Genomic DNA, 24679 nt, shown 5'->3' on the forward strand with positions numbered 1-24679 from the left:
AATGGCTGTTGATGCATTTATCGATGACGTAAAAGAAATTACTTCATTAAATGATCTAAAGGCGTTCAAAGAAGCTGTACAGGCTAATTATACATGGCTTGAGAACAGTTTTACTGGCAAGAACGCAGATGAATTAGTCGTCGCTCGCTCTAATTTCACAGACGAGTTACTTTGCCATGCATGGAAATTACTGTCGTTACATACTTGCTCTAATTTGTCATTATGTGCAGTGGGAGGCTATGGTCGAGGCCAATTGCAACCATACTCAGACATAGACCTACTTGTATTGAGTAAAAAAGTGCTATCCGCTTCACAGCAAGAAACGGTAAGTCAATTTATTACATTTTTGTGGGACATTAAGTTAGAAATTGGACAATCTGTTCGTACTATAAAAGAAACTATTCAACTGGCCAAAGCAGACATTACCATCGCAACAAACCTTGTAGAGGCTAGACTACTATGCGGTTGCAGTGACACTTTCGATGCACTGATGAAAAAGGCGATTGGGCCGCGGACATGGTCAAGTAAGTTGTTTTTCAAAGCTAAACTAGATGAGCAAATCAATCGTCACCGAAAATTTGATGATACTTCATACAACTTAGAACCAAATATAAAAGAAAACCCAGGGTGCTTAAGAGACATTCAGAGTATCGGTTGGGTAGCCAAAAAGCATTTTCAAGAATACGACGGTACAACACTTATTGGGCATGGGTATTTTACCAAATTAGAACACGCCGAACTGATTGAATGCCGTTCAGAACTATGGCAAATAAGATTTGCGTTGCATATTATCGCCGGGCGTTCCGAAAATAGATTATTGTTTGACTATCAACCTCAAGTCGCTGAACGTTTGGGTTATGGTGAAAATAAGGCTGCCGTTGAAAAACTTATGAAACACTTGTTTCGTATTGTACAACGTGTATCGGAGCTAAACTCAATGTTATTGCAGCGATTTAGCAGTGATATTTTGGGACAAAGTCGGAAAAAGTTATATTGTTTTAACCAAGACTTCTGCATGCAAGATGGCAAACTAATTCCACAGCATGACAATTGCTTTCCCTCGCCTATTTCGATATTGAACTTCTTAGGCCTACTTGCGCAAAATCCTGAGATAAAAGGACTCGATGGCAGCTGTATTCGACAATTACGAAATGCTAGACGGCAGTTTCAATCCGCCTATTATCACGAGTATGAAGATTGTCGCGAAAAATTCATCGAACTAGTATCCACCCCTGATTTTTTTGATTTGGGCTGGGATATTATGCATCTGCATGGAATTTTGCGCGCCTACCTGCCCCAATGGGATAATATTGTTGGCATGATGCAATTTGATTTATTCCATGCCTACACAGTAGACGAGCATACGCACCGATTAGTAAAGTATGTGCGTCGCTATTATAAAGAAAAAGAAGAGTTTCCAAGGTGTAGCAGAATTGTACACGAACTTGATGAGCCACAAATTTTATTCATCGCTGCAATTTTCCACGATATAGCCAAAGGTCGCGGCGGCGATCATTCGAAATTAGGCGCAAAAGACGTATTTGTATTTTGTGAACAGCACAATATCTCTGAAAAAAATACTAATATGATTGCGTGGTTGGTGGAGAACCACTTGCTGATGTCGGTGGTCGCACAACGACGTGATATATATGATCCGGATGTGGTCAAAGAGTTTGCCTCAGAAGTAAAAAGCCAGCTACATCTAGAATTGCTATATGCGCTGACCTTAGCGGATATCAGAGCAACAAATAACAACTTATGGAATGATTGGAAAGCGAGCTTGTTGAGAGAGTTATATCTGTTGACTAAAAAAGCCCTCGATAACGGCTTACAATGCCAAAACACGCTAGAAGAACGCATAGTTACGCACAAAAGTGAAGCGGCTATAGTACTCGAACAGCTCGAGGTAAATGAAGAAGATTATTTGCCTTTTTGGTCAAGAATGAATGACAACTACTTTGCTCGTTTCAAGCCTGCTCAGATCGCTTGGCACTCTCAAGTCATTACATCAAGGGGACATCAGTTGCTAGAAAAAGACGTAATAGTGGCTGCAAGCAACTTTACGTCACGCGCAGGAACAGAACTGCTAATTTATTGCCATGATAGACCTGCACTTTTCGCGCAAATCGCCTCAGTCTTAGATAGTCGAAATTGTTCCATACATGATGCACAAATTGTTGTTACCAGTGATGGGTACGTATTTGATAGCATGATTATATTGGACGAAAATTCAGAGCGAATAAGCACACAACCTAGAGCTGATAACATAGCCAAGGCTGTGCATCAGCAATTGGTCAAACCAGGGCGCTCACATAGCAATAAACGCAGAATGTCTAGGCAAATGCGACAACTTGATGTGCCTACAAAAGTACGCTTTTTTGATATTCAAGATGGCTCAACATTAATTGAATTAGAAGCCTTAGACGCACCTGGCCTATTGGCCAAAATAGGACATTTGTTTGTCGACTTAAATATTACTTTAAAAATGGCGAAAATAACCACCATTGGTGAACGTGCAGAAGATGTATTTATTATCAGCAATGCAGATGGTGAAACCCTTACTCAAGAACAAAAAATCTTGTTACGTAAACAACTCAAAATCAAACTAGATCAACCGGAAGTGAATACAGCAATATGAATAATTTAGCCAATGTGATTGAACAAGCCTTCGATAACCGCAATTCATTTACTGCAGAAACAGCATCAGTAGAAATTAAGGATGCAGTGACACAAGCAATCGAATCATTGAATGCGGGTACTGCACGAGTGGCAGAAAAAATTGATGGAAAATGGCAAGTAAACGAATGGCTTAAAAAAGCCGTTTTACTTTATTTTAAGTTGCATGACAATAAAGTAATCGAAGGCGCAGAGTCAACGTTCTTCGACAAAGTACCCTTGAAATTTTCGGGTTATGATGAAGCTAGATTTAAAGCAGAAGGTATGCGTGTTGTCCCACCTGCGGCCGTTAGAACGGGTTCTTTTATCGGTAAAAACGTGGTTGTCATGCCTTCTTACGTGAACATTGGTGCCTTTGTAGATGAAGGCACGATGGTTGACACGTGGGCAACAGTAGGTTCATGTGCGCAAATTGGTAAAAATGTGCACTTATCTGGTGGTGTGGGTATTGGTGGAGTACTAGAACCCTTGCAAGCAAGCCCAACGATTATCGAAAATAATTGTTTCATTGGCGCCCGTTCAGAGATCGTAGAAGGCGTGATTGTAGAAGAAGGTTCGGTTATTTCGATGGGCGTATATATCGGTCAAAGTACGAAGATATATGACCGCGAAAGTGGCGAAATACACTATGGTAGAGTGCCTGCGGGCTCTGTAGTAGTACCGGGCAATTTACCAAGTAAATGTGGAAAGTACTCATTGTATGCAGCCGTCATCGTTAAGCGTGTTGATGCTAAAACTTTATCAAAAACAGGCATAAACGATATACTACGCAATGCAGAATAAACGCTAAAATTTGTCCCGTCCTAAAAACCGTTAACTTATTTTAGGACGGGACATCACAAGAAAGACCTTAGTCTTTCGCCAACGCAGAGACAAGCGTTTTCACCCAAGGCGTAACTTCATCTTCAGGAGACAATGTTTCGATAGCATCGACTTCGAGCAAATCAGCTACAGGCTTACCTTCTAGTGTCGTCAGCAATTTAAAAAATTGCTTGCCTGCGCCACAAAAACTATCGGCATAGCTACTATCTCCCAAGGCAGCGACAGCAAACGCTTTTTGACCCATTGGTGGTAACTGCGCTTTCAAATCATCATAAAAAAGCTCAAGATTTGGCGGAACGTCGCCCTGGCCAGTCGTCGACGTCACGACAAGTACTGCTTCCGCATCAGTAAAATCACTCACACTTGGATCGGCAAACACTTCGGCGTCAACACCTTCTGATTCAAGCATAATTTGGACTTCTTCCGCGACTTGTTGTGCGTTTCCATAAACTGATCCTGCAAAAATACTCACTTTACGCATATGTTTATCTACCTTTTTTACTCTCGTCAGCGCCTATTCTCTTATCCATCGCAACACTTCATGGGAACGGCAATTTGTTAATCAAATGGAGGCTACTTGATTGAAATCAAGCGTCTTGAATCGATTTATCAGAAATTAAATCCAACAAACACGCCCCAGCATAAATTTTCCTTTCTACGTCGCTATGGATACTTACGTGAGTATTTCTCGAAAATTGTCTAAGTAAACAAGTAAAAGCATCATCGAATTTGCACTTTACATGTACCATCTTAGAATGTACCGGATGAAAAAACGAAATACTATGTGCATGTAGGGCTAACCTAGGGAAACTTAGCTGCTCTCTTGCGAATCGGTTCTGCTTACCATCACCGTGGGTCGTATCACCAATAATGGGGTGTCGTATGTGTGCCATATGCCTACGAAGTTGATGTTTCCGGCCCGTAATTGGACTTAATTTCAGCAATGAAAACCGCGCACTCGGATATCGCGAAACGGGCAAAGGAATTTGAATACTAGCGATTGGCGCTAGCTTCGTAATCGCGTCTTTTTTGTCGTTCACTTTGGCCAAGTTATCGGTCATCTTATCCAATTTTTCAGCAAGCGGATAATCGATAAGCATCGGCACTTCTACAAAACCTCTAACCACTGCAACATAATGTTTTTCAACACGATGTTCTGCAAATTGCGGCTGCACTTGTTTTGCCACATCAGACGATGTTGCGAATAACAACGCGCCAGATGTAGGTTTATCTAAACGATGCAAGGGGTATACATGCATTCCGATTTGGTCGCGTAATTTCTGCATAACAAACTCGGTCTCATACCTATCAACCATACTGCGATGCACCAGCATATTTGCAGGTTTGTTCACAACGATTAAGTGTTCATCGCGATACGCCAAGTCTAACATTGAAACATTTCCTGATAGACAAATAAAATTTGCATGGATTATCGCATTTCGTGCCTTTGAATACCTTAGGTAAATGTTAGAATATTATTTGTATATACCTAACATAAAATAAGTAAGTGACATTAATGCAAGAAGCCAGATCAATTTCCACCATCAGTGAGTTTCTCCTTCATGCTGGTACAGAATATATTGTACTCGATGTTAGTAGAGGAATTCGCATAGTTGACAATCAACGCTTCTTTGAATATGAAAATTGCACCCACGCGTTTCCTCATCCGCGTCAAACACATGCTTGGCTCTGCATCATGTTTTGGAACAAAAAACTAAATTCAGAACATTACATATGGTACGTTAAGCTGCCAGTGGATGAAAACAGCTTAATAGTTGCCGCTGCTCGAGACCAATTTTTGCAGATTGTTGTAGATTCGCTTGGCAAATCTATTGACGATGAACAACGCCTAAAACATGGTTTACCCGAGAACCCCTGCGTGTTTACGCCAAGTCAGCAAATGAGAGCTGACTGCAATGCGAAATTTAAGAAATACTTAGCGGACAATGATGTCGAAGATGCATTTAAACCACTAGATGACTCATCTACGTGGACCTATTTGCAAGCGCCTTCTGTACAGCGTTGGGAAACGTTGAGTGTGCAAAATATTGCAGATATTATCGTATTTGCCGACCAAACAGACATAGAAGAGTGCCTGCTAAAACACCTTGAACAATATCCAGGGCCAGTACTCAATTGTATATTGAGCACACTTGAAGGTATATCGATCTCCGAAAAACTAAGTAAATACCTTGGTTCTTTGTTTTATAAATATACTCAGGAGCAAGCTTTAATTTTAAGAGCATTAACAAACGGAAATCTAAATATTAAAACTCAATTAATCGATGATATTTTGGCAACCAATGATAAGCTCGACGTTGAACTATTAGTCGTTATCGCAGGTCGTCATTGGCATTTACTACGTGATAGCGAACGGCTATCACGGTATATGAAAAAGGTTGCTGAAGCCATGCCAGATTTTACATTGTTTAAAGGCATATATAGTGATTTGGTGCAAATACCAAGTGTAAGGGATCATTTGCTCGATTTCTTAAGAAACCCGGAACGCTCAGACGTCGTTGCGAGCGCAATAGGTGACTTACTGTCAAGTACGGGGCATGTATGACACTTTTAGATATTTTAATTTTGGCGATATTAATCCCCGTGTGTATTCAATTTTGGCGTATTCGAGGTATCGCAGAATATGCGGTTGCTTATAGTAAACAATATTGTGAAAGAGAGAACTTACAGTATATTTCATTAGCAAGAACGTCGACAAAACTAGGGATTCATCGGGGCAAGCTTGACTGGAAAAACTCATATGAGCTGGCATTTAGCAGCGACGGAGAAACGGCATATATCGGTACAGTAAAAACGGTAGGGAAAAAGGTTATAGAAGTTAATCTTCCCGTATATCGAGTGGTGTAGTGTATCATCTGCATCTAGCAATATGATAAATTTAAGTCTTTTGGCGAGTTAAAACGTTTTTCTGAAAAGAATGTATCCAAGAAAAAAGCAGACCTAAGTCTGCTTTCTTTTTGAATTTTGAGCTTCCTTCTCGGCGTTCCTTTGCTAATACATCGTCCAGATAGAATCCATTACGCCCCTTTCCATTTTCTCCCACTCATCCTAAGCAGGCAACACATCCGTTGTGAAGGTCCCTTTCCATTTTATCCATTTTCACATCACATCCAAATGATAAGAATCTTCGTCCCGAAGTTGTCCTTTAGCTTCCCTACTAACGGTTGTCCTAACCGATTATGTTTCTTACGTCGTCCTGAAGTTCCCTGAAACAAATTAACTTCATCCTGAAGTTGTCCTTAGTATCCGTACTACGATTATCCTTAATCGCTACTGCCTCATACTTCTTCCTGAAGTTCCGTAAGGCAGGATTAGAATACCCAATCGAATACTGTATCGGTAAGTTATTTTAATTATTTAGCATTAACATGATCTATACTTAAGTATAGAATACCTGGTAAATGTATGTTTTATATAGAAATAGACATTTTTACTGAGAAAAAATTGTAAACAATTTACAGATATATTAGACAGCGTTGTAAGACATTTCTTACAACGCTTTGCGGCTATTTGGAAGTTAGCTTTCTAGGACGAAACATAACATTACCTGTGATATTACCAACAGAGATATTTGCAACGCCGCTAAAGGCTGCATCAACAAAAAATGACTTACATTTATCAACAGTAACGAGTACACCAATCCCTTCAGATGACGGGTCATCTTCCAATACGCCAAGGATTGCACTCATAAGCATATGACCTAGTCCAATATCCTGATAATCAGGGTGAACGCCTATCAAAGACAACATGTGGTAATTCTCAGCAGGTATTTGCTCTCTGACTTTTTCTTCTTTGGCTATCATTTGCTTAGTACCAAAATACCCTGCCGTTAGTAGCATCTTCAAACGCCAATGCCAAAAGCGACCAGCGCCAAAAGCGGCATCAGGGCTAATTAAGCAACTGACTGCCAGTAGACGGTCATCTTCATATAATCCAACCAAGGGCTGCTGAGCATCCCAAAAAGTATTCACTTCTTCACGAATTGCAGAGCGCAAGCGTGCTTCATAACCTTCTTTATCAGCGTTAAAAATATCAGTGAATAACGGGTCATCAAAATAAGCGTTATACAGTATTGATGCTGCAACACTCAAATCTTCAGCGGAAAGATAAGAAAAAGTTATATGCTCTACATCTGGTTGATAAACTGAAGTGGCCATTCTACTGTCCAATTGTTGTTTGTTGCACAAAATTGCAATTAAGAATGACCAGTGTAGTAGATAAATGAAGCACTTGTAAATTGTTTTACATTTTTTTTACATTTGCAGGGCTCAATTTATAAGTGCTGAATAGCCGTATCACCGTAACCTACCAACTCTCCATTATTGAATACTAGCGGTGTGCATTCGTCTTTACTCGTATTCCCATCACTATGCACATGCTGTGTACGATAAAAGAGTACTTTATATTCTTTGTCCTCTTTCATAAGCATTTCACTAAAATCTGGTGTGCCTAAAGCACTTTTTACTAGACTAATGTCTGTACCAGCGCTTAAGGTTGCAATATAACTCTTATTCTTCTGCTCTCGCTTTTTTTCGCTATGATAATAATTCCCACGATCATGATCGTCATCATTCACTGAAATGACACACCCTTGAAGTATAAAAAGAGAAGCTAAACCTGCAAAGACTAATTTTGACATACTAACGTTCCTACTAAAGTTAAACTCAGCTCAATTTCATGTCGAGCTGAAAGCTGATTATTGTATTTGGTGCAACTTTAGTTTCGAAAACTCACCATTTCAAACGACAAAGTGTTTCAAAATCTAAATGTTCCAAATTTTGTAGTGCTAAAATGTCTAACTATCAATAATCAGACCAAATAATATAATTCATATATATCAAATAGATAGCTATATTAGTAAGGCTCTCACATTGTAATTCTCACTAAATTTTGGCAAATTTGCGCAAAATGTTTAAATATTGGAAATAAAGTGCATCCAGAGATTAGTTTAGTGATTGAGTGCTGTTTAGACTTGTACGAGCAAGGCAAAAAACCTTCAGTAGCGCTGGTTAAAGCAAGATTGGGGAAACAAGTATCATTACCGGCAATTGTTACTGGCTTAAAAAAATGGCCTAATGCACCTAAAAAAGAAGCCCCACTTAGTAATATTGCGGTTGACTGTCCACCAACAGAAACACTATCGACGGAAGAGAGAATAGCTAACCTTGAGACAAAAGTATTGCAGCTTGAAACGCTTATCCAAAAGCTTCTGTAAACTCGACACAGGTTTAACGGTGCTACAAGGTAACGAACGTTGGAAGTGGCACCCACTCATCTAAGAAATCACCAAGTGTGTGAGCCAATACTTCTTGGGGAGGTTTACCAACCAATTCAAGTACGACTTCTCCGCTACTGGGCACAAGCGAAATGATATAATCCTCTTCATCGGTCAATGCAAAAAACAGCGTATCTTGCTGTTTTAATTTACGCTTCATTAGCACGTGTGCAATCAAGTTTTTTTGTAAGCGCTCAAAATCATGTGCATTCCATGCTTGCAGGAGCGTTAATTTACCTCGTTCAGTTTGCGCATTCAGATCCAAACTGAAGTATCGCCCCAACAAGATGGATAACTCTTCAGGTATCGTCATGTCTAGGGCATCTGCGATGTTCTGAAAAGAAGCATTGGGACTTCTAAGCGTTGGAATCCAATCAACCTCACTTTCATTCACCAATAGATTATCCACTTTAGCCTCAATACAAGGTGACTTCCAATCATCATCATAAAGCGTAATTAAGCCTCTATTGTCTTGAGTAGATTGGTCGATATAAGAATGAACGAATTGATCGAATTTTTGAGTAAACAGTGTTTGCATTAGATTATGTCTTTACGTTTTGCTAGGGATGAAAGTTCTGACGATTAGGTTTAGTATAACTTTCTCACTTTTAGCGTCTAGTTATTGTTTGTAACTAACAAGCACAATTTAATTAAGGGAAGTGTTGGAAAATTTAAGTTTAGGTAAAATTGTTGAATATCCAGAAAATTATTCATCAGACATATTGCAAGCAGTGCCACGTAGTATTGGTCGCAATAACATTGAGCTCACCGGAGAGTTACCTTTTCACGGCGTCGATATATGGAATGCATATGAAGTTTCTTGGTTAAATCCTAAAGGAAAACCCATTGTCGCTATTCTCCGCTGTGATGTGCCTATAACATCACCCAACTTAATTGAATCAAAATCCTTTAAGCTTTACCTAAATAGTTTAAATCAAACAGTCTTCGCCTCTAAGTTAGTAGTCGAAAATACCGTAAAAACTGACCTATCTGCATGCGCAGGCAGCCAAGTCAATGTAGAACTTTATTCATCAGGTGAATTTAGTCAGATGAACATCGGTAGCTTAGACGGATATGTCATCGACGACATTGACGTTAATATTTCAACCGGCGATATAACGCCATCACTTCTTTGCACCAATACTAACGATAGTGACGAAACTTTAGTGAGTCACTTACTAAAATCTAATTGCCTCATTACTAATCAACCTGATTGGGGTAGCGTGATAATTAGATATGTCGGCAAACAAATTGATAGGGCTGGGCTACTCAAGTATCTAATATCTTTTAGGCAACACAACGAATTTCATGAGCAATGCGTGGAGCGAATATTCAAGGACATAATGCAGCAATGTTCACCGACTAAATTGACAGTTTATGCTCGATACACTCGTAGGGGTGGTATAGATATCAACCCATTTCGATCCAACTTCGAAGCAACTTACCCAAACATTCGACTGGCAAGGCAGTAATTCATGAGTGATGACAGCGCAAAACGAAAACTAATGGTTGCTAAACAGCAACTCGATAAATTGTCTATATTTATCGCTAGCATGGCTGATTTCTTTCAAGGCACAAATCCCAAAATTGACAAGGAATTATCGGCGATTAAAAAGTTGCTATCTGGTAAACCAGATTACGAAACTGCCGCTGAATTGTCTGTCAAAATTAATAGTGAATTAAAAAATGAGGCTAAATACCTAAAGCAACAACAATTAAATACTCTTTCGCAGATTGAAAATTCGCTTAGGAAACTAAATGAAATTGATGCCATTGATGAAAAAGTAAAAAGTGAGATCAAGCTATTTTTACAAAACTTATCCCCCTCAGAGAGTAATATTTCTTCTCCTGTTAATACATTTGAGCAAGCCTTAGGTTTATTTAGAAAAGCCTTAAGCAACAACCAAGTCAGTAAAAGTCACAGTGAAAAGAAACACCAAAAACAATTGCATCTTCAAATCGCTCAAGAGCTAAAAGAGCTACTTTCACCATACATAAAGAACAATCCTGGCGATAAGGCAATTGTGGAAATTCGTGAAAAATTGGATGAAGGCCTTAATCCAAGCGAGTTACTCGAATGTTGTCTGACACTCATTCGTTTTGTAATTAAAGACGTCATCAAAGAATCCGGTTCAGCCAACAAACTGATTCATGATATCCATCAATCCTTGACTAAAGTAAATCAAGGTATAAAGAAAACGATTGAAAAGTCTAAAATTAGAATAGAAAAGCGCGAAAAACAAACCGCTGACATGAAGGCGCAAATCGATGCTATCGAAACAGCACTGACCGACAGCAACAAAGTAGAAGATTTAAAGAAACAGGCACAACACTATTTAACAAAAATGCAATCCTCCCTGACAAAATCTGAGGCGGATGAACGTGCCGAACAAGAAAAAATGATCGCCTTACTACAGTCAATGCAAAAGCGTTTAACAGAATTAGAAGATAAAGCGTCTGGATATAAACAAAAACTGCTTGAGCAGCGACTTGAGGCACTTACCGATGGCTTGACGAAACTACCGAATAGAGTCGCATATGAAGAAAAGGCGCAAATAGAATTAGATACTGCGAAAAAGACTAAGTCGCCAATTTGCATCGCAATTGCCGATATTGATCATTTTAAGTCGATAAATGATAAATATGGACATTCTGTAGGCGACAAAACTCTTCAAGTTATCGCCACGCAAATAAAGAACAATTTACTTAAAAGCGATTTCGTTGCTCGCTGGGGCGGCGAAGAATTTGTTGCTCTACTGCCTAATAGCAATGCAGAAGATGCACATAAACGACTAGATCTTATGCGAGAAAAAATATCAAAACTTCCGTTCATGTTTAAAGGTAACCGCGTTAGCGTCACCATATCGATTGGCATGGTACTTGTTCTAAACGACATGACCTTAGCGGAAGCTTTTGAAATTGCTGATAAACGACTATACGTCGCCAAAGAAAACGGTAGAAATCAAATTCAACATGAGGATTCGGAATGACGAAGACTGTACAGCTAAACCCTGTCGGCTGGATGAGCCAACTTTCGCAACTTGAAGTAAATCAACTGGCCACCTCCACGTCGGCCGAACTTTACAAAGTTTTCCGGAATTGCTGTTTGGCGGTACTGAATTCAGGTATCGAACAAGATGATTCCGAGGCGTTATTTGAAACCTATAAAGACTTTGACGTTCGCCTTATTCGGAGAGAACGAGGTGTAAAAATAGAACTTATTAATCCACCTGAAGTGGCATTTGTAGACGGAAAATTAATTGCGGGCGTTCACGAGCACTTGTTTGCAGTATTACGCGACATGCTTTACATGAGCAGTAAACACCGTTCTTTTGAACAAGATGTAGAAGAAACAAACATAATTACACATATGGTATTTGACATGATGCGTCATGCAAATGCGTTAAGTAATTCAGAACCCGCAAATTTGGTTGTTTGCTGGGGGGGCCATTCAATTAAAAAAGACGAATATAAATATACCAAGGAAGTTGGATACCAATTGGGTTTAAGAGGCTTCAACATCTGTACAGGCTGTGGACCAGGCGCAATGAAAGGTCCAATGAAAGGCGCAGCCATTGGACATGCAAAACAGCGAATAAAACATGGTCGATATGTTGGCATATCAGAACCGTCAATTATTGCTGCAGAACCGCCAAATGCGATAGTTAATGAACTAATCATCATGCCAGACATTGAAAAGCGCCTTGAGGCGTTTGTAAGAGCTTCTCACGCCATTGTCATTTTCCCTGGAGGTGTTGGTACAGCAGAAGAGCTACTTTACTTATTGGGCCTTTTGCTACAAGCAGAAAATAGAGATCAAGTTATTCCGTTAATACTTACAGGGCCAGCTGACAAGGCTGATTATTTTCATGCTATCGACCAATTTATTGGTGATACGCTTGGTGCTGAAGCTCAGGGCATGTACAAAATTGTGGTCGGTGATGCGCAAGAAGTTGCTTCTGAACTGGTAGATGCAAAAAATAAAGTTTTGCAGTATCGAAAACTACAAGGGGACTCATTTAACTTCAACTGGCGCTTAAAAATACCAGATGATTTTCAACGCCCATTTGAACCGACACATGAAACGATGGCAGCTTTGAACCTGTACTTAGACCAACCAGCAAGCCAATTAGCAGCTAATCTGCGTAAGTGTTTTTCTGGCATTGTTGCAGGTAACGTAAAAGCTGAAGGTGTTAAGCAAATCCAAGATAAAGGCCCATTTACAATATCTGGAGACGAAGGTTTAATGCAACATATGGATAAATTGCTCAAATCATTTGTTGATCAAGGCAGAATGAAGCTCCCAGGTAGCACTTATAACCCTTGTTATCGAGTAGATTTATAGTCGGTATTTATCAAGCCAGTAACGCCCATTGAAAAAGCGTTAATTCTCGGCTCTAGTACAGTTATTTAGCCGTTCAAAAATATTTACTATTCCTTGGGTGGAACAACACAAACACTAAAATTTGAACTTAAACACCCAAGGATATTTGAAATGAAACTAACCACATGGATAACACTACTCATATTTGCTAGCTCTGCATTAATTTTCTCTCAAGCGGTCGCTTTTGAAAAAAATGAATCCGGTATTATTGAGCGAGTGCAATTTATTGATATCAACAAAGCAGATGCTGACACACTGATGTCTTTACCCGGTATAGGCCGAAAGAAAGCTGAAGCGATTGTTGCTTACCGAGAATTGAATGGCGCATTTACGTCCAAAGAAGAACTAGTAAACGTCAAAGGTATCGGTAAAAAAATGATGCAAAAGGTTTCAGATAAAATTAGAATTTAAACCGTTTTGAGGTTTTAATTAGGTACTAAAAAGGGAGCAAAGCTCCCTTTTTTTATGCACTAAGTAACTTACGTGCACTCTCAGTAAATTCTTCACCCAATTCAGGATGGCGCATCGCATACTCTACATTCGCCATCATATAGCCGAGTTTACTGCCACAATCATGGCTTTTACCTTTCATATAATATGCATCAACTTGCTCATGCTCCATCAAAGTATCAATAGCATCAGTGAGCTGAACCTCATCACCAGCCCCTGGCGGTGTTTTAGCAATGATATCCCAGATTTTCTCCGACAACACATAGCGTCCTACAACCGCTAAATTCGAAGGCGCTTCGTCTAATGGCGGTTTTTCAACCATTTTATGGATTTTTCCAGATTCACCTTGCGCTAACTTCTTCCCTTCTAGATCTACGATACCAAATTTAGAAACGTCTTCGTCAGCTACCTGCTCAACCATTACTTGGCTAACTCTAGTAGTGTTGAAAGTAGCTACCATATCTGCCAAATTATCTTTCTTAGGATTACAACAATTATCATCAATAATTACGTCTGGTAGCACGACGGCAAAAGGACTATCTCCCACTAACGGCAAAGCACACATTACCGCATGGCCTAAGCCATTAGCAACACCTTGCCTAACGTGCATAATTGTCACGTCTTTTGGGCAAATTTGTTGAACAGCTTCCAATAACTGTCTTTTAACCCGCTTTTCAAGCGTTGCTTCTAACTCAAAGGAGGTATCGAAGTGATTTTCAATACTATTTTTACTTGCATGTGTAACTAGAATAATTTCTTTTAGTCCAGCTGCAATACACTCCTGTACAACATATTGAATCAACGGCTTGTCGACCACCGGTAGCATTTCTTTTGGAATAGCCTTAGTAGCAGGCAACATTCTAGTTCCTAGGCCAGCCACTGGAATGACGGCTTTTTTTACTTGACTCATAAATTTTCCTTAACTTCCTTTAACTGATAAACCTCGACCAATACCATAGTATTGCAAACCGTATTCCGACATTAAAGATGGCTCAAATAAATTTCTACCATCAAAAATGACTTGATCTTTGATCGTACTTTTTATTGCATCGAAATCAGGCGCTTTAAACGCTTGCCATTCCGTACAAATGACTAAACAATCAGCGCCATTCATTGTCGCTTCTTTAGTCCCCATCAACGATAAATCACTACGAGTTCCATATATGCGCTGCGTCTCTTCCATAGCCTCAGGGTCATACGCCTGAACATTAGCGCCTTGCTCCCATAACTTTTCCATTAACACTCTACTAGATGCTTCTCGCATATCGTCTGTGTTAGGTTTAAACGATAATCCCCAAAGGGCAATCGTCTTACCTTTAAGATCGTTATTGTAATGTTGCATCAAATAGTCGAATAATTTTTCTTTCTGACGGTAGTTAACGGCTTCAACCGCTTCAAGCACTTTTGCATTATAGCCAACACCTGTCGCACTACGAACGAGCGCTTGCACATCTTTAGGGAAACAAGATCCACCATAACCACAGCCTGGATAGATGAACTGATAGCCAATTCTTGGGTCACTACCAATACCTTTACGCACATTCTCCACATCAGCACCAAACAGCTCGGCTAAGTTAGAGATTTCATTCATGAAACTAATTTTAGTGGCTAACATGCAATTTGCTGCATATTTAGTTAATTCAGCACTTCTCACATCCATTACTATGATTTTGTCATGGTTGCGATTGAATGGCGCGTATAGCTCTCGTAATTTCTTCTCCGAAACGTCACTTGTAGTGCCTAAAATAATACGGTCAGGTTTTAAGCAATCGTTTACGGCGGCGCCCTCTTTCAAAAATTCAGGGTTTGAAACTACATCGAAACTGACATCTTTATCATTGGCAGTTTGTACCTCTAATATTTTTGCTCTTACTTTGTCCGCCGTGCCAACTGGCACGGTAGATTTATTGATAACTATCTTATGCGAGTCCATATTTTCGGCAATAGTGCTAGCCACCGCTAGCACGTATTTCAAGTCAGCAGAACCATCTTCGTCTGGCGGTGTGCCTACCGCGATAAATATCAACTCGCCATGCTTAATTGCTGACGCAGCATCCGTCGTATAAGTAATCCTGCCTGCTTCAAAGTTTGATGTCACCAAGGGCGTCAAACCTGGTTCATAGATCGGAATCATGCCTTTTTTTAAATTGTCGACCTTTGTTTGATCAACATCAACACAATGCACGTCATGACCGACTTCTGCTAAAACAGCAGCTTGTACTAATCCAACATACCCAATACCAAAAACAGTTACCTTCATTTTGTCTTCCTATAAATCAAAATGTTCCCTGATGCGGGATTTACTTAATAATAATCTATTAACTATAACTCAATAAATGCAGCCAATACAAAAAGCAATATTTAGACCGGCTTTTTGTATTGGCCTAATTTGCCCTTTTTTCCCTTTAAGCCATCCATAAAGCCCAAAAACATGTATTTTAACCTAGCTGCTTTATTTTCGCCCTGCAATATTACAAGAATGAGTCTAAGCACGATCATCGCAGAATTTCTCAATTTCCAATACATCGGCACATAGGGCCTTCTCATCAATAATAAAATGTTTCGTACTTGATAATAGTGGCGAATAGCTTGCCCAACTTTATACGAAATACCAAGGAAGTTCTTCCTTTCAATTCCCATTTGATGATTCATCTCTACTTTTGAGGTAATCGCAACCGAATAATCTAGCGTTGCAGCCCGCCAGCACCATTCATGATCGACGCCATCAATAAAAAGGTCTTCTTCTTTCATCCCTACCTTTTTCAACTTATCTAAATCGATTAACATCCCAGAAGAGATGATTTGTCTAACATATTGAAAATTCCCGACATGACGATAAGGTTTCTGTAATTTTGGTTGCTCATTTTTACCAATATAGTTACAAACAACCTGAGGTCCAATAGCCGCAAGAGTTTCATCAGTAGAACTAAAAAAAGCATTTAGCATATCCCTTATAAAATTAACCGAAATAGTACTATCTTGATCGAAGAGAAATGCATAATCACATGACAGTTCTAATAAGCGCTTAAGCCCACGATTTTGCGCAGCCGCAATACCAACGTTGCTTCCCATATGCATATAATAAGCATTAGGGCAAAGATTCAGTTGAGACGCTGTTTCCGAGTTGTCTACTAAAATCATATAGTCAACGCTATCGCGCAAAGCAATCAGCATCCTAGCTACGTGCTCACAATCAGGGTAATAAAGCACAATAATGGCGCCAACAGAATGCATTTAATGTCTCAAAATAAGTCGGTCAATTGAATAAGCTAGTCTAACCAGCGGAGATGGTAACATTCGAATAAAAAGCACCGACAAAGCATAAACAAAATACCTAAGTCGATATTTTTGCAACTCACGCATGGCCGCCCTTCTCGCACGAAATTCGTTAATAGATTTGCTAACGCCTCGCCGTTTATAAAAATTATTCACACGGCGGAAGCTCAGTAGCGGCTTCCGCAGGTTAGCAAATTTGTAATTGGCTTTCATTAATGTAATCCACAAAAAATAATCCTGTGTATTCATCAAATTTTCTGAGTACCTTATTCCAGAATTAAACACGTCATATCTAATACATACTGTGGGGTGATTAAGCGGGCAGCGCGTAAAAATCATCTTCCGAATTTTCTCGTGGCTTTTTGGCAATACTCGCTTGCCAACTTGACGACCCGTCTCATCAATTTCAAATAGCGACGAACCTAGCACATGGACACCGTTATGTTTCATCATGAAATCATATTGCGTCTGAATACGGTGAGAGTGGGATATGTCATCCGCATCCATTCTAAAAAATAAACGCGGATTTACAGACTTTGACCAATCTACCGCGAAATTCATCGCTGCACTAAGTCCTCGATTGACTTCAGACTTGAAAATACCAATACGTGTATCAGCTTCAACAGCGTTGAAAACTGCACCTTGTAACTTCTCGCTTATTGGACCATCAATAACGATTAACAGAATAAAGTCACTAAATGATTGCAGCTTTATACTGTCAATAGCTTCTTTGACCCAATCAGGGTTATCCCCTCTATATACTGACATAGCAACCACACATTCCGTGCGCTTTTGTTCGGGTGCTTTGATACATTCAATCAAATCCGACAAGACTTCTCCATGACTCCAGTTAAACGGTTGTATTGTCGCCTTTATTTATCTAATTTAATAGAGAAATTTTCATACTTAAGTGTCAGGTTCGGGTTATAGGCTGGATCATGAGCAATATACTTGGACCAAGTCTTCTGCAAATAAACAACTTCTTTCAAAAATCTCGCTTGCTTTTCTGGCGTATCTTCGTGACCACGGGAAATAGACTCATGATGATATAGTAGCGCTTCTGCACACAGCAGATTGCGTCTTCCAAGATTTAATATACGTAAACAAAAGTCGACATCATTAAACGCAACGGTCAAATCGACCTCATTCAACCCACCGACTGCTTCAAAGTCATCTTTCGTTACCAATAAACACGCTGCTGTTACCGCGCTGAAATTTTGTGTAGATTTAGCTCTAGCCAAATATCCAGGATGTTCTCGAGGAAAGAACTTATGAGCATGTCCTGCACCGCCTCCATAACCAAGCACAACGCCTGCATGTTGAACTAACTCATTCGGGTACAACAATTTTGCACCAACACAACCAATATCCGGCCTTTGAACATGAGCCACCATTTTTGACAGCCAATCTGGTGAGATCACTTCAATATCGTTATTGATTAGGCCAAGTATGCTACCTTTAGCATGCATAGCGGCAAAGTTATTGATTGCTGAGTAGTTAAAAGGTTTAGGGTAACGAATAACAGATATTTTCGAGTGTTCTTGAATGCTATCTAAATACGCTAATGTCTTTGGATCATTTGAATTATTGTCGATAATAACAATTTCATAATTCTCATATAAGGTTTTCTCTAGAATTGAACTGATACAGACGGACAGTACGTCAAGACCATTATAAGTCGGTATAATCAACGAGACTAATTTTTCATCACTATAGTGAAAATGCTCGCTGGTATCTTCTCCCGAATCAATTGTTCTCAGGGTATCAATATGGCGATGAATGAGCACAAAAGGGATATGTTCAATGTGAAACTGATTATTGCTCAAGTATTCTTGTTTTAAACTTGACGAAATCTCATCAAAACCATTTGACATGACTTTGAAAGTTGCTCCTTTGGGTATCAAGACTCCGGTTCTTATATATGAAGTCGAGAGTAACAAATCTGGATTCCAATCAGAATAGAAATGAGGTAAGGTACGTTCGTTATCTATCACTATGTCTGTATCACAATATGTGACGGTATTAATGTGATTTTCCATTGAATATACATACGGTAACGCAAATTCATGCAACTGTTCACCGCAATAGATCAACAAACGTAAGTACTCAGAAATACCTATGATAGAAACGTCTGAAACGACAAATAAGTCTATACCGGTCAAGTGATACGCTTCTAACATCCATTTGTTTGTGAGCACGTTTTCATCAGAGACAATATAAATTTCAGCTACATATTCTTGCTGTACAAGGACTGAATCAATAGTTAATTTTAACTTGGCAAAACTGAATTCTGGCATCAAAATCACCAATGAAACGGATCTACTTTTTTCTGACGTAGAGATAGCCAACTTTAATGTTTTAGTTTGGCGTTCCATATTGATATTGTAATCATCGTCACTTGGAAAATATCCATATTCAGGTACTTCAGAAGGCGGTAAATAATTAGGATCTATATACTGTCTATTTGCTTGAATAAGCGCAGCATATTTAGCAAGAAAAAAATTGGAGCGACGCAAAAAAATTCTTAAAGAATTAGGTAATATTTTATTCAATTTGTGAGCGGCAACTGCCAACATACGACTCATAGAAATTCCCAATTTTACTTTGCAAAAAATACTTCACAATATAAGTTAAAAAGAAGCTCACTCCAGATAAAAAACCTTTTACTTCAATGTAACTTAAGAAGTAAATTTTCTAGCAAGATCCTTTGCGGCATGCTCTGTCGTTAACGACGCTACAATATCCAATTGCTCACGACGCTTACCTTCTCGTTTATTAGCATCATTAAGATATTCCATCACTAAGGCCTCCAACTCCTTTGCATTTCGATATACAATGCCGTTGTAGTTTTTCTTAGCATCTATATTTTCATCACATATCACAAACCCACCGGCAGCAATCAAGTCCACATATTTGTGACTCACCATACCCTGTTTTTTCATACTATCATGATGATCAACCAAATTAATCTTTGCACCGTTGGCGACAAAAGGTAAATCATAGTAAGGTACGCTAGATGTAACGCAATATGCCTTTGCTTTGGGGTGACCTGCATAATTTTGCCATGACGGACCAATTATTTGAAAATCTAAACGATGCTTTTCAACGATTGGCAAAATATCCTCTACAATCGGCCGTATTCTAGGCACGCCAATAAAGCATAAATCACAAAAAAATTGTTCTCTAGCGCTTGTAGACGGAGATAGTGAAGAAAAGGGCTTAATGATTTCAATAGGCGTTGCGGGCGAAAAAGGCGAATTGAATTTACCTTTTATCCAGTCCTGATACTTGCGTCTCTGAAAAAATGCTTTTGCAAAATCACTCGCAACAAATACATGTTGGAATTCTCTCAAAGAGTGAATTTTTTGCAAGTGACAATAAATCAATGCAATATTATTTGCATCTTGGTCAAATTGCCCAACTTTTGGATAGTGTTTCTTTAGCGGTGCGCCTAAAAAGTATATACGATTCTTTGCACCTGCCTCATGCACATACCCTAGCTTAGCTAAAGACTCCCTAAGATTTTCATACAATCTAAAATCATACCAGCTATCATCTTTATGAGGAGACGCAATGCAGTATTTTACTTTATTCAAGGCTGTGCTGCCTTCTGCTGAGCAATGAATTTATCTTTCAGCTTATTAATCAATGGGCCTGACGGCCTTAAAGAATGTGCTAGCTTAATCAACAACACTGCTTCATCTATGCTTTGATGAATCGCTTGTTGAGCAAGCTCTCGTATTTTGTCTACGTCTTGATGACATTCCTTTAATCTTTGTTGGCGGTAATTAATAAAAGGAAGTACTGTTTCATAAATACGAACGCCTTTAAACATTTTATACATCACGTCGTACTTGTCTTCAACAAACAGTTCAATATGTTCTACTGACAAACGATAACGCTCTGTTACAAAATTTTTAGCATTTTCAAGTGCTGAACTACCGCAGGCATCAAGTACCTCATTTAGAATGGTGGTTCTTTGTTCACAAAATGTTTCGTCTAGCGCGAGATCAACCGTATGTTCATACCGAACAGGAATTCCTTTTCGATTTCGTTTATACGGAAATGAATCACTGGGCCGCCCTCTATACAACAAAGAAACGTATTCCATTTCACTGCGGGTAGCCCTATGAAAAATAATAGCACGATTTAACTTTCGCTGTTCTTCAACAACAGCTTGATTAGCATTTTCATCAAAAATGACCTCGTCGCCGTTCGGCAATATCCAAGACTGATCCCCAACTACATCTGACTTATGCAAATGTAGATACGAAAAATCCGTTGCTAACGGGTAGATACACTTCCCTAATACCGATAAGTTACCGGACAAATGATTCCGGATATGGTTAAATGGATTTTCATCTGGCAAATCATTTACCCACAAGTTGTAAATGATATTACCCTGTCCCAATTCAGTAATATAATCGTTAATCTTTTGACAGGCCTCAAGGTCAAACCAAAATTCGTCAATATCCAAAAAACAAATATGGCTGCATTGACCATCAGTTCTGGCCTGCTCTATCGCAAGGGCTTGAGAAACGAACTGAATATTTTTACTAACAAGGTCTGAGCAAATATCAATCCAATCCATAGATTGATAACTTACTTGCGAATATTTTTCACAAATATTATTTAGAATTTCGAGTGTATTGTCAGTAGTCCTATTTACATGAATTTCAATTTCGTCAAAACCAACAAATAAATGATGCGCTATCCACTCTGGTAAATAGAGAGCTTCATCTTTAGCAATCGCCACAAGCTTTGTTTTAATTGCTGACATCTTCTTGTTCTTCAGTATTCAGTTGATTGAGCTTACTGGCTAAATTTGAAAGTAAATCATGCACTGGCAAAGCGCTTAACCACCTTGAAGACGCGAGACGTAAAAGCTTAGTCGAGTTATTTACCTGATGGTTCAGTATGTTCGCACCAAAACGCTGCATCATTACTTTCTCAGCTCGTGTATCTACAAAATAATTCCCCACGATTTTCGTCGACGTGTGACTATCAATAATACTCACTAATTCAGAAGTTGTATCTGCCGGTAAGGCATCTTTAAAACGACTATAAGCAAGTCTAACTTTACTGCCTTGATACCCGTATTTATAGCCCATTAGGTTATTGAGCGCTCTCACAATTTCGATATCATATAATTTCATAGACTCATTCTTCGCTGTCTTATCAATTTTTTTTATCGAAAAATTGTCACTCCAAACTAAATCACAGGCATTAATAAAATCTTGATAGAGGGTATTACTATTGCTACTTGCATCATAGTCGATAACTTTAACATTTTGTTTACCAAATACTTTGGCTAGTGTATTCAGTTTAAGATCCGGCGACAACATTTGACTAGTGCCGGGTCTTGCGACATGATCATGATAATACTCAAAAAAATCAACGGTGCCGCCATGCTTTATCACTTCTTGCCATATTGAGTAAAGTTTAAAACTCGCTCGTCGCCATGAGAATATTATCTTAATGTCAAAATTATCTAAGGACTGGCGTAAATACTGAAAATCAGCTTCATCAAGAGAAATAAAGTCTTCACTAGACAATAAAAAATCATTTTGATTTTCAGAGAAAAATTCTAGGTCTTCCGCTCGGAGCTGCCGTTCTTTTAGAATTTCTCTAAAATGATGATGACCAAAAATATGCAGATATCTCTTGGGATAAACTAAATTTTGCTGAAAACAAGGTTTAGTGTTGTCCACCAAAAATTTTTGAATGGCGGTGGTCCCCGTCTTATGCGGCCCCACATGCAAAAACAATTTTTTCAAACTCTACTCTCCAAAAAATGGGTAGCGACCAAAACGACTAACTAAAGGCCCCCATTTATTTACATCCTGTAAATCTAATTCGTCCACACAAACGCGGTTATCCGGCAAGTTTTTTGCTTGCCATTTGTCCACTGGGTGAAGTATGTGCATATTAGTTAATCCGTAATCCCCACATATCTGCGCATCTGAGCGTACGTTATCTCCAATGTGCATATAGGTTTTTTTCTTATTCTTTATCAATTCACTTATATACTGCCACATTGTACCAGCATCTTTTCTTAATCCTAATTCACTGCTTATGAACAATTTATGCGGAATCGTAATACCAATTGCCTGCAACAAGGTCGCTATTTGGCGCTCAGTATAATAGGTATCACTAATAAACCAAATATCTCTATCCAGCTCATGCAATCGATAAACCAAATCAACAACTTCGGGTTTTGGTTTAATTGACTCCAGGTCGAACTCAAATTCTAATTCAGCCCAATTCTGTGCTTGACTTTTTTCGCATTGAAACAGTTCAGACATTCTATCGTATACCTGAACAATACTAACGTCGCCACTAAATCCATTATCTATTCGTAATTGATGCTCAATATCATTCCTAGTTTTGACAAACTGCCCTGCCGTTGGCACCAAATCCTGAGAAGCCAACACTTGCCCTAATTTCAATTTAGCTAAATCACTGACCTGAAATTCTCGTCGTAATACTGTATCAAATATATCAAAAGACACTATTTCGAAATTACGGACTTCGTTAAAAAACTGCCTTACTGGCTTATGGTAATTCATATAAATATACGACTTATCTGTGGTAAATTTAGCGCTTGCAGGGTGATAGAAGAATTGCTTATATTCATTTTTTTCAACCAACAAACCAATGGCTCGTTCTAGTGCATGTAAATATGAACCATCGTTTGGCAAAGGCTCTTGCGGAAAATCACTGTACACATAAGATTTACCTAACCATTGTTTAACAGCCTTAGGTCTAACCCAAAACATACCGCTAGCAGGGTAGTTTAAAAAATTACTTTTTAACTCTATCCCCCAATCATTTATGAACGTTGAAGCATGCGGTTTATTGCATGTCCAATGATTTACCCAACTTGGCATCATCCAAAAGGAGGTTGGATAAAAAATACCAAGTTCCTGATGCTCGTCGAATAATCTCAGTAAACAAGACACAACATGCGTATCATTCAATATGTACTCATGCACATAATCAAACCATTGTGTTTGCGCTCGACCAGAATAAAGTGATTTTTTAGAATGCAGATGACACATAAGATCGTAATCAAGTAACTCATCGGAAAACTCAACTAAAAAGGGTCCAAAATTACGCCCTCTATTTTCAGCCACTGCAACTTTTAACTTATTAACATTATCTAACCCCCTGTACTTTAGGGAAGCCAAATCGGCTAATTCAGGTGTAGCGACCGTAACAAACACATCTACCGTGATGGGGAATTTAGCAATACTCTCAGCGAATTTTTCTACAAAATCCTCGTAGAATATATGTAATACAATTGCAACCTTCTGGGACTGCCAACCCATGGTCTCAGTTGCAACCAATGCGCTCGCTGGCGTCCAACGTTGCATTGCTGGCATTGCTTTTCGTTTATCTTCTGCCCCATGACAAATATAGTGAGCCAATGCACTTGTATTCTCATGGTAAACATCGAGATTCATGCGCATATACGCTTCTGTATCAAAACTTGGCGACGGGTTTGTATTAGAAAAACGTGTTTTTCTAATGGCATCTTTGAACGCCGCTAATTCTGATTCAAATTTACCGCAGTGGGCTTCATAGTATTCACGATCAAATACATCGAGGGCTTTAGCTGCTTCAAGCATTTCTAAATAATTTTTCATGGTATATCCGTATACATGTCGTTCTTCCGATTTTACACCGGACTGAGAATCATCCTTTAAATGTATATCGTCATGCTCTATTGACGTTGACTCTGTCATTTTTGACTTAACTTCTTCATTCATTTT

23 protein-coding genes are annotated in these 24679 nt (G+C 39.0%); 9 read left to right on the forward strand and 14 right to left on the reverse strand.

Annotated features, from left to right (window positions below):
- Position 1 precedes the first annotated feature (1 nt).
- Both glnD and dapD read left to right on the forward strand, forming a co-directional pair.
- The gene (gene glnD, locus QQK00_RS08870) at positions 2-2638 is read left to right on the forward strand and encodes a [protein-PII] uridylyltransferase (protein WP_284217116.1); all 2637 of its coding nucleotides are present in this window, start codon (positions 2-4) and stop codon (positions 2636-2638) included.
- Positions 2635-3459 carry a 2,3,4,5-tetrahydropyridine-2,6-dicarboxylate N-succinyltransferase gene (dapD, locus tag QQK00_RS08875; RefSeq protein WP_284217117.1) on the forward strand — a complete coding sequence of 275 codons (825 nt, stop codon included), beginning with the start codon at positions 2635-2637 and terminating at the stop codon, positions 3457-3459. The genes glnD and dapD overlap by 4 nt, the downstream gene beginning before the upstream one ends.
- Positions 3460-3526: 67 nt before the next feature.
- Here dapD and QQK00_RS08880 read toward each other — a convergent pair whose 3' ends face one another.
- Both QQK00_RS08880 and truC read right to left on the reverse strand, forming a co-directional pair.
- On the reverse strand, positions 3527-3979 hold the full coding sequence (locus QQK00_RS08880; protein ID WP_284217118.1) for a flavodoxin: 453 nt from the start codon (positions 3977-3979) through the stop codon (positions 3527-3529).
- Positions 3980-4085: 106 nt separating this feature from the next.
- On the reverse strand, positions 4086-4889 hold the full coding sequence (gene truC, locus QQK00_RS08885; RefSeq protein ID WP_284217119.1) for a tRNA pseudouridine(65) synthase TruC: 804 nt from the start codon (positions 4887-4889) through the stop codon (positions 4086-4088).
- A 125-nt stretch (positions 4890-5014) separates the two neighbouring features.
- Here truC and QQK00_RS08890 point away from each other — a divergent pair, with 125 nt between their 5' ends.
- Positions 5015-6064: a DUF3549 family protein gene (locus QQK00_RS08890; protein ID WP_284217120.1), complete on the forward strand. Its 1050-nt coding sequence runs from the start codon at positions 5015-5017 to the stop codon at positions 6062-6064.
- Positions 6061-6366: a DUF3301 domain-containing protein gene (locus QQK00_RS08895; RefSeq protein ID WP_284217121.1), complete on the forward strand. Its 306-nt coding sequence runs from the start codon at positions 6061-6063 to the stop codon at positions 6364-6366. The genes QQK00_RS08890 and QQK00_RS08895 overlap by 4 nt, the downstream gene beginning before the upstream one ends.
- Positions 6367-7025: 659 nt before the next feature.
- On the opposite strand, the gene QQK00_RS08900 is transcribed toward QQK00_RS08895, so the two are convergent.
- Both QQK00_RS08900 and QQK00_RS08905 read right to left on the reverse strand, forming a co-directional pair.
- Positions 7026-7676, reverse strand: coding sequence for a GNAT family N-acetyltransferase (locus tag QQK00_RS08900; RefSeq protein ID WP_284217122.1), 651 nt, complete (start codon positions 7674-7676; stop codon positions 7026-7028).
- 116 nt (positions 7677-7792) lie between these two features.
- On the reverse strand, positions 7793-8158 hold the full coding sequence (locus QQK00_RS08905) for a DUF3192 domain-containing protein (RefSeq protein ID WP_284217123.1): 366 nt from the start codon (positions 8156-8158) through the stop codon (positions 7793-7795).
- Positions 8159-8449: 291 nt separating this feature from the next.
- Between QQK00_RS08905 and QQK00_RS08910 the strand changes: the two genes are divergently transcribed.
- Positions 8450-8734 (forward strand): hypothetical protein, encoded by a 285-nt coding sequence (locus QQK00_RS08910; protein ID WP_284217124.1) that lies wholly within the window; start codon positions 8450-8452, stop codon positions 8732-8734.
- A 22-nt stretch (positions 8735-8756) separates the two neighbouring features.
- Here QQK00_RS08910 and syd read toward each other — a convergent pair whose 3' ends face one another.
- The gene (gene syd, locus QQK00_RS08915; RefSeq protein ID WP_284217125.1) at positions 8757-9332 is read right to left on the reverse strand and encodes a SecY-interacting protein; all 576 of its coding nucleotides are present in this window, start codon (positions 9330-9332) and stop codon (positions 8757-8759) included.
- A 124-nt stretch (positions 9333-9456) separates the two neighbouring features.
- Between syd and queF the strand changes: the two genes are divergently transcribed.
- From queF to QQK00_RS08935, 4 genes are all read left to right on the forward strand, one after another.
- Entirely contained in the window at positions 9457-10266 is an 810-nt protein-coding gene (queF, locus tag QQK00_RS08920) for an NADPH-dependent 7-cyano-7-deazaguanine reductase QueF (RefSeq protein WP_284217126.1), read from the forward strand.
- Positions 10267-10269: 3 nt separating this feature from the next.
- On the forward strand, positions 10270-11784 hold the full coding sequence (locus QQK00_RS08925; RefSeq protein ID WP_284217127.1) for a GGDEF domain-containing protein: 1515 nt from the start codon (positions 10270-10272) through the stop codon (positions 11782-11784).
- Complete coding sequence (gene ppnN / locus QQK00_RS08930; RefSeq protein ID WP_284217128.1) at positions 11781-13139, forward strand: nucleotide 5'-monophosphate nucleosidase PpnN; 1359 nt, start codon at positions 11781-11783, stop codon at positions 13137-13139. Before QQK00_RS08925 ends, ppnN begins: the two co-directional genes overlap by 4 nt.
- Positions 13140-13289: 150 nt before the next feature.
- Positions 13290-13589, forward strand: coding sequence for a ComEA family DNA-binding protein (locus tag QQK00_RS08935; RefSeq protein ID WP_284217129.1), 300 nt, complete (start codon positions 13290-13292; stop codon positions 13587-13589).
- Between the two features lie 52 nt (positions 13590-13641).
- Here the strand turns inward: QQK00_RS08935 and galU are convergent, their stop codons facing one another.
- From galU to QQK00_RS08980, 9 genes are all read right to left on the reverse strand, one after another.
- Positions 13642-14538, reverse strand: coding sequence for a UTP--glucose-1-phosphate uridylyltransferase GalU (galU, locus tag QQK00_RS08940; RefSeq protein ID WP_284217130.1), 897 nt, complete (start codon positions 14536-14538; stop codon positions 13642-13644).
- 9 nt (positions 14539-14547) lie between these two features.
- Positions 14548-15888 (reverse strand): UDP-glucose dehydrogenase family protein, encoded by a 1341-nt coding sequence (locus tag QQK00_RS08945; RefSeq protein WP_284217131.1) that lies wholly within the window; start codon positions 15886-15888, stop codon positions 14548-14550.
- A 101-nt stretch (positions 15889-15989) separates the two neighbouring features.
- Positions 15990-16862 (reverse strand): glycosyltransferase family 2 protein, encoded by an 873-nt coding sequence (locus QQK00_RS08950; protein WP_284217132.1) that lies wholly within the window; start codon positions 16860-16862, stop codon positions 15990-15992.
- Complete coding sequence (locus tag QQK00_RS08955; RefSeq protein ID WP_284217133.1) at positions 16863-17735, reverse strand: glycosyltransferase; 873 nt, start codon at positions 17733-17735, stop codon at positions 16863-16865. It lies immediately after the preceding gene.
- Between the two features lie 41 nt (positions 17736-17776).
- Entirely contained in the window at positions 17777-19489 is a 1713-nt protein-coding gene (locus QQK00_RS08960) for a glycosyltransferase family 2 protein (RefSeq protein ID WP_284217134.1), read from the reverse strand.
- A 93-nt stretch (positions 19490-19582) separates the two neighbouring features.
- Positions 19583-20500 carry a glycosyltransferase family protein gene (locus QQK00_RS08965; RefSeq protein WP_284217135.1) on the reverse strand — a complete coding sequence of 306 codons (918 nt, stop codon included), beginning with the start codon at positions 20498-20500 and terminating at the stop codon, positions 19583-19585.
- Entirely contained in the window at positions 20497-21684 is a 1188-nt protein-coding gene (locus tag QQK00_RS08970) for a glycosyltransferase family 2 protein (protein ID WP_284217136.1), read from the reverse strand. The genes QQK00_RS08965 and QQK00_RS08970 overlap by 4 nt, the downstream gene beginning before the upstream one ends.
- Complete coding sequence (locus QQK00_RS08975; protein WP_284217137.1) at positions 21671-22681, reverse strand: hypothetical protein; 1011 nt, start codon at positions 22679-22681, stop codon at positions 21671-21673. The genes QQK00_RS08970 and QQK00_RS08975 overlap by 14 nt, the downstream gene beginning before the upstream one ends.
- A gap of 3 nt (positions 22682-22684) precedes the next feature.
- The gene (locus QQK00_RS08980; protein WP_284217138.1) at positions 22685-24676 is read right to left on the reverse strand and encodes a rhamnan synthesis F family protein; all 1992 of its coding nucleotides are present in this window, start codon (positions 24674-24676) and stop codon (positions 22685-22687) included.
- Positions 24677-24679 lie beyond the last annotated feature (3 nt).

The organism is Agaribacter marinus (assembly GCF_030160655.1).
Taxonomy (GTDB): Bacteria; Pseudomonadota; Gammaproteobacteria; order Enterobacterales; family Alteromonadaceae; genus Glaciecola; species Glaciecola marina.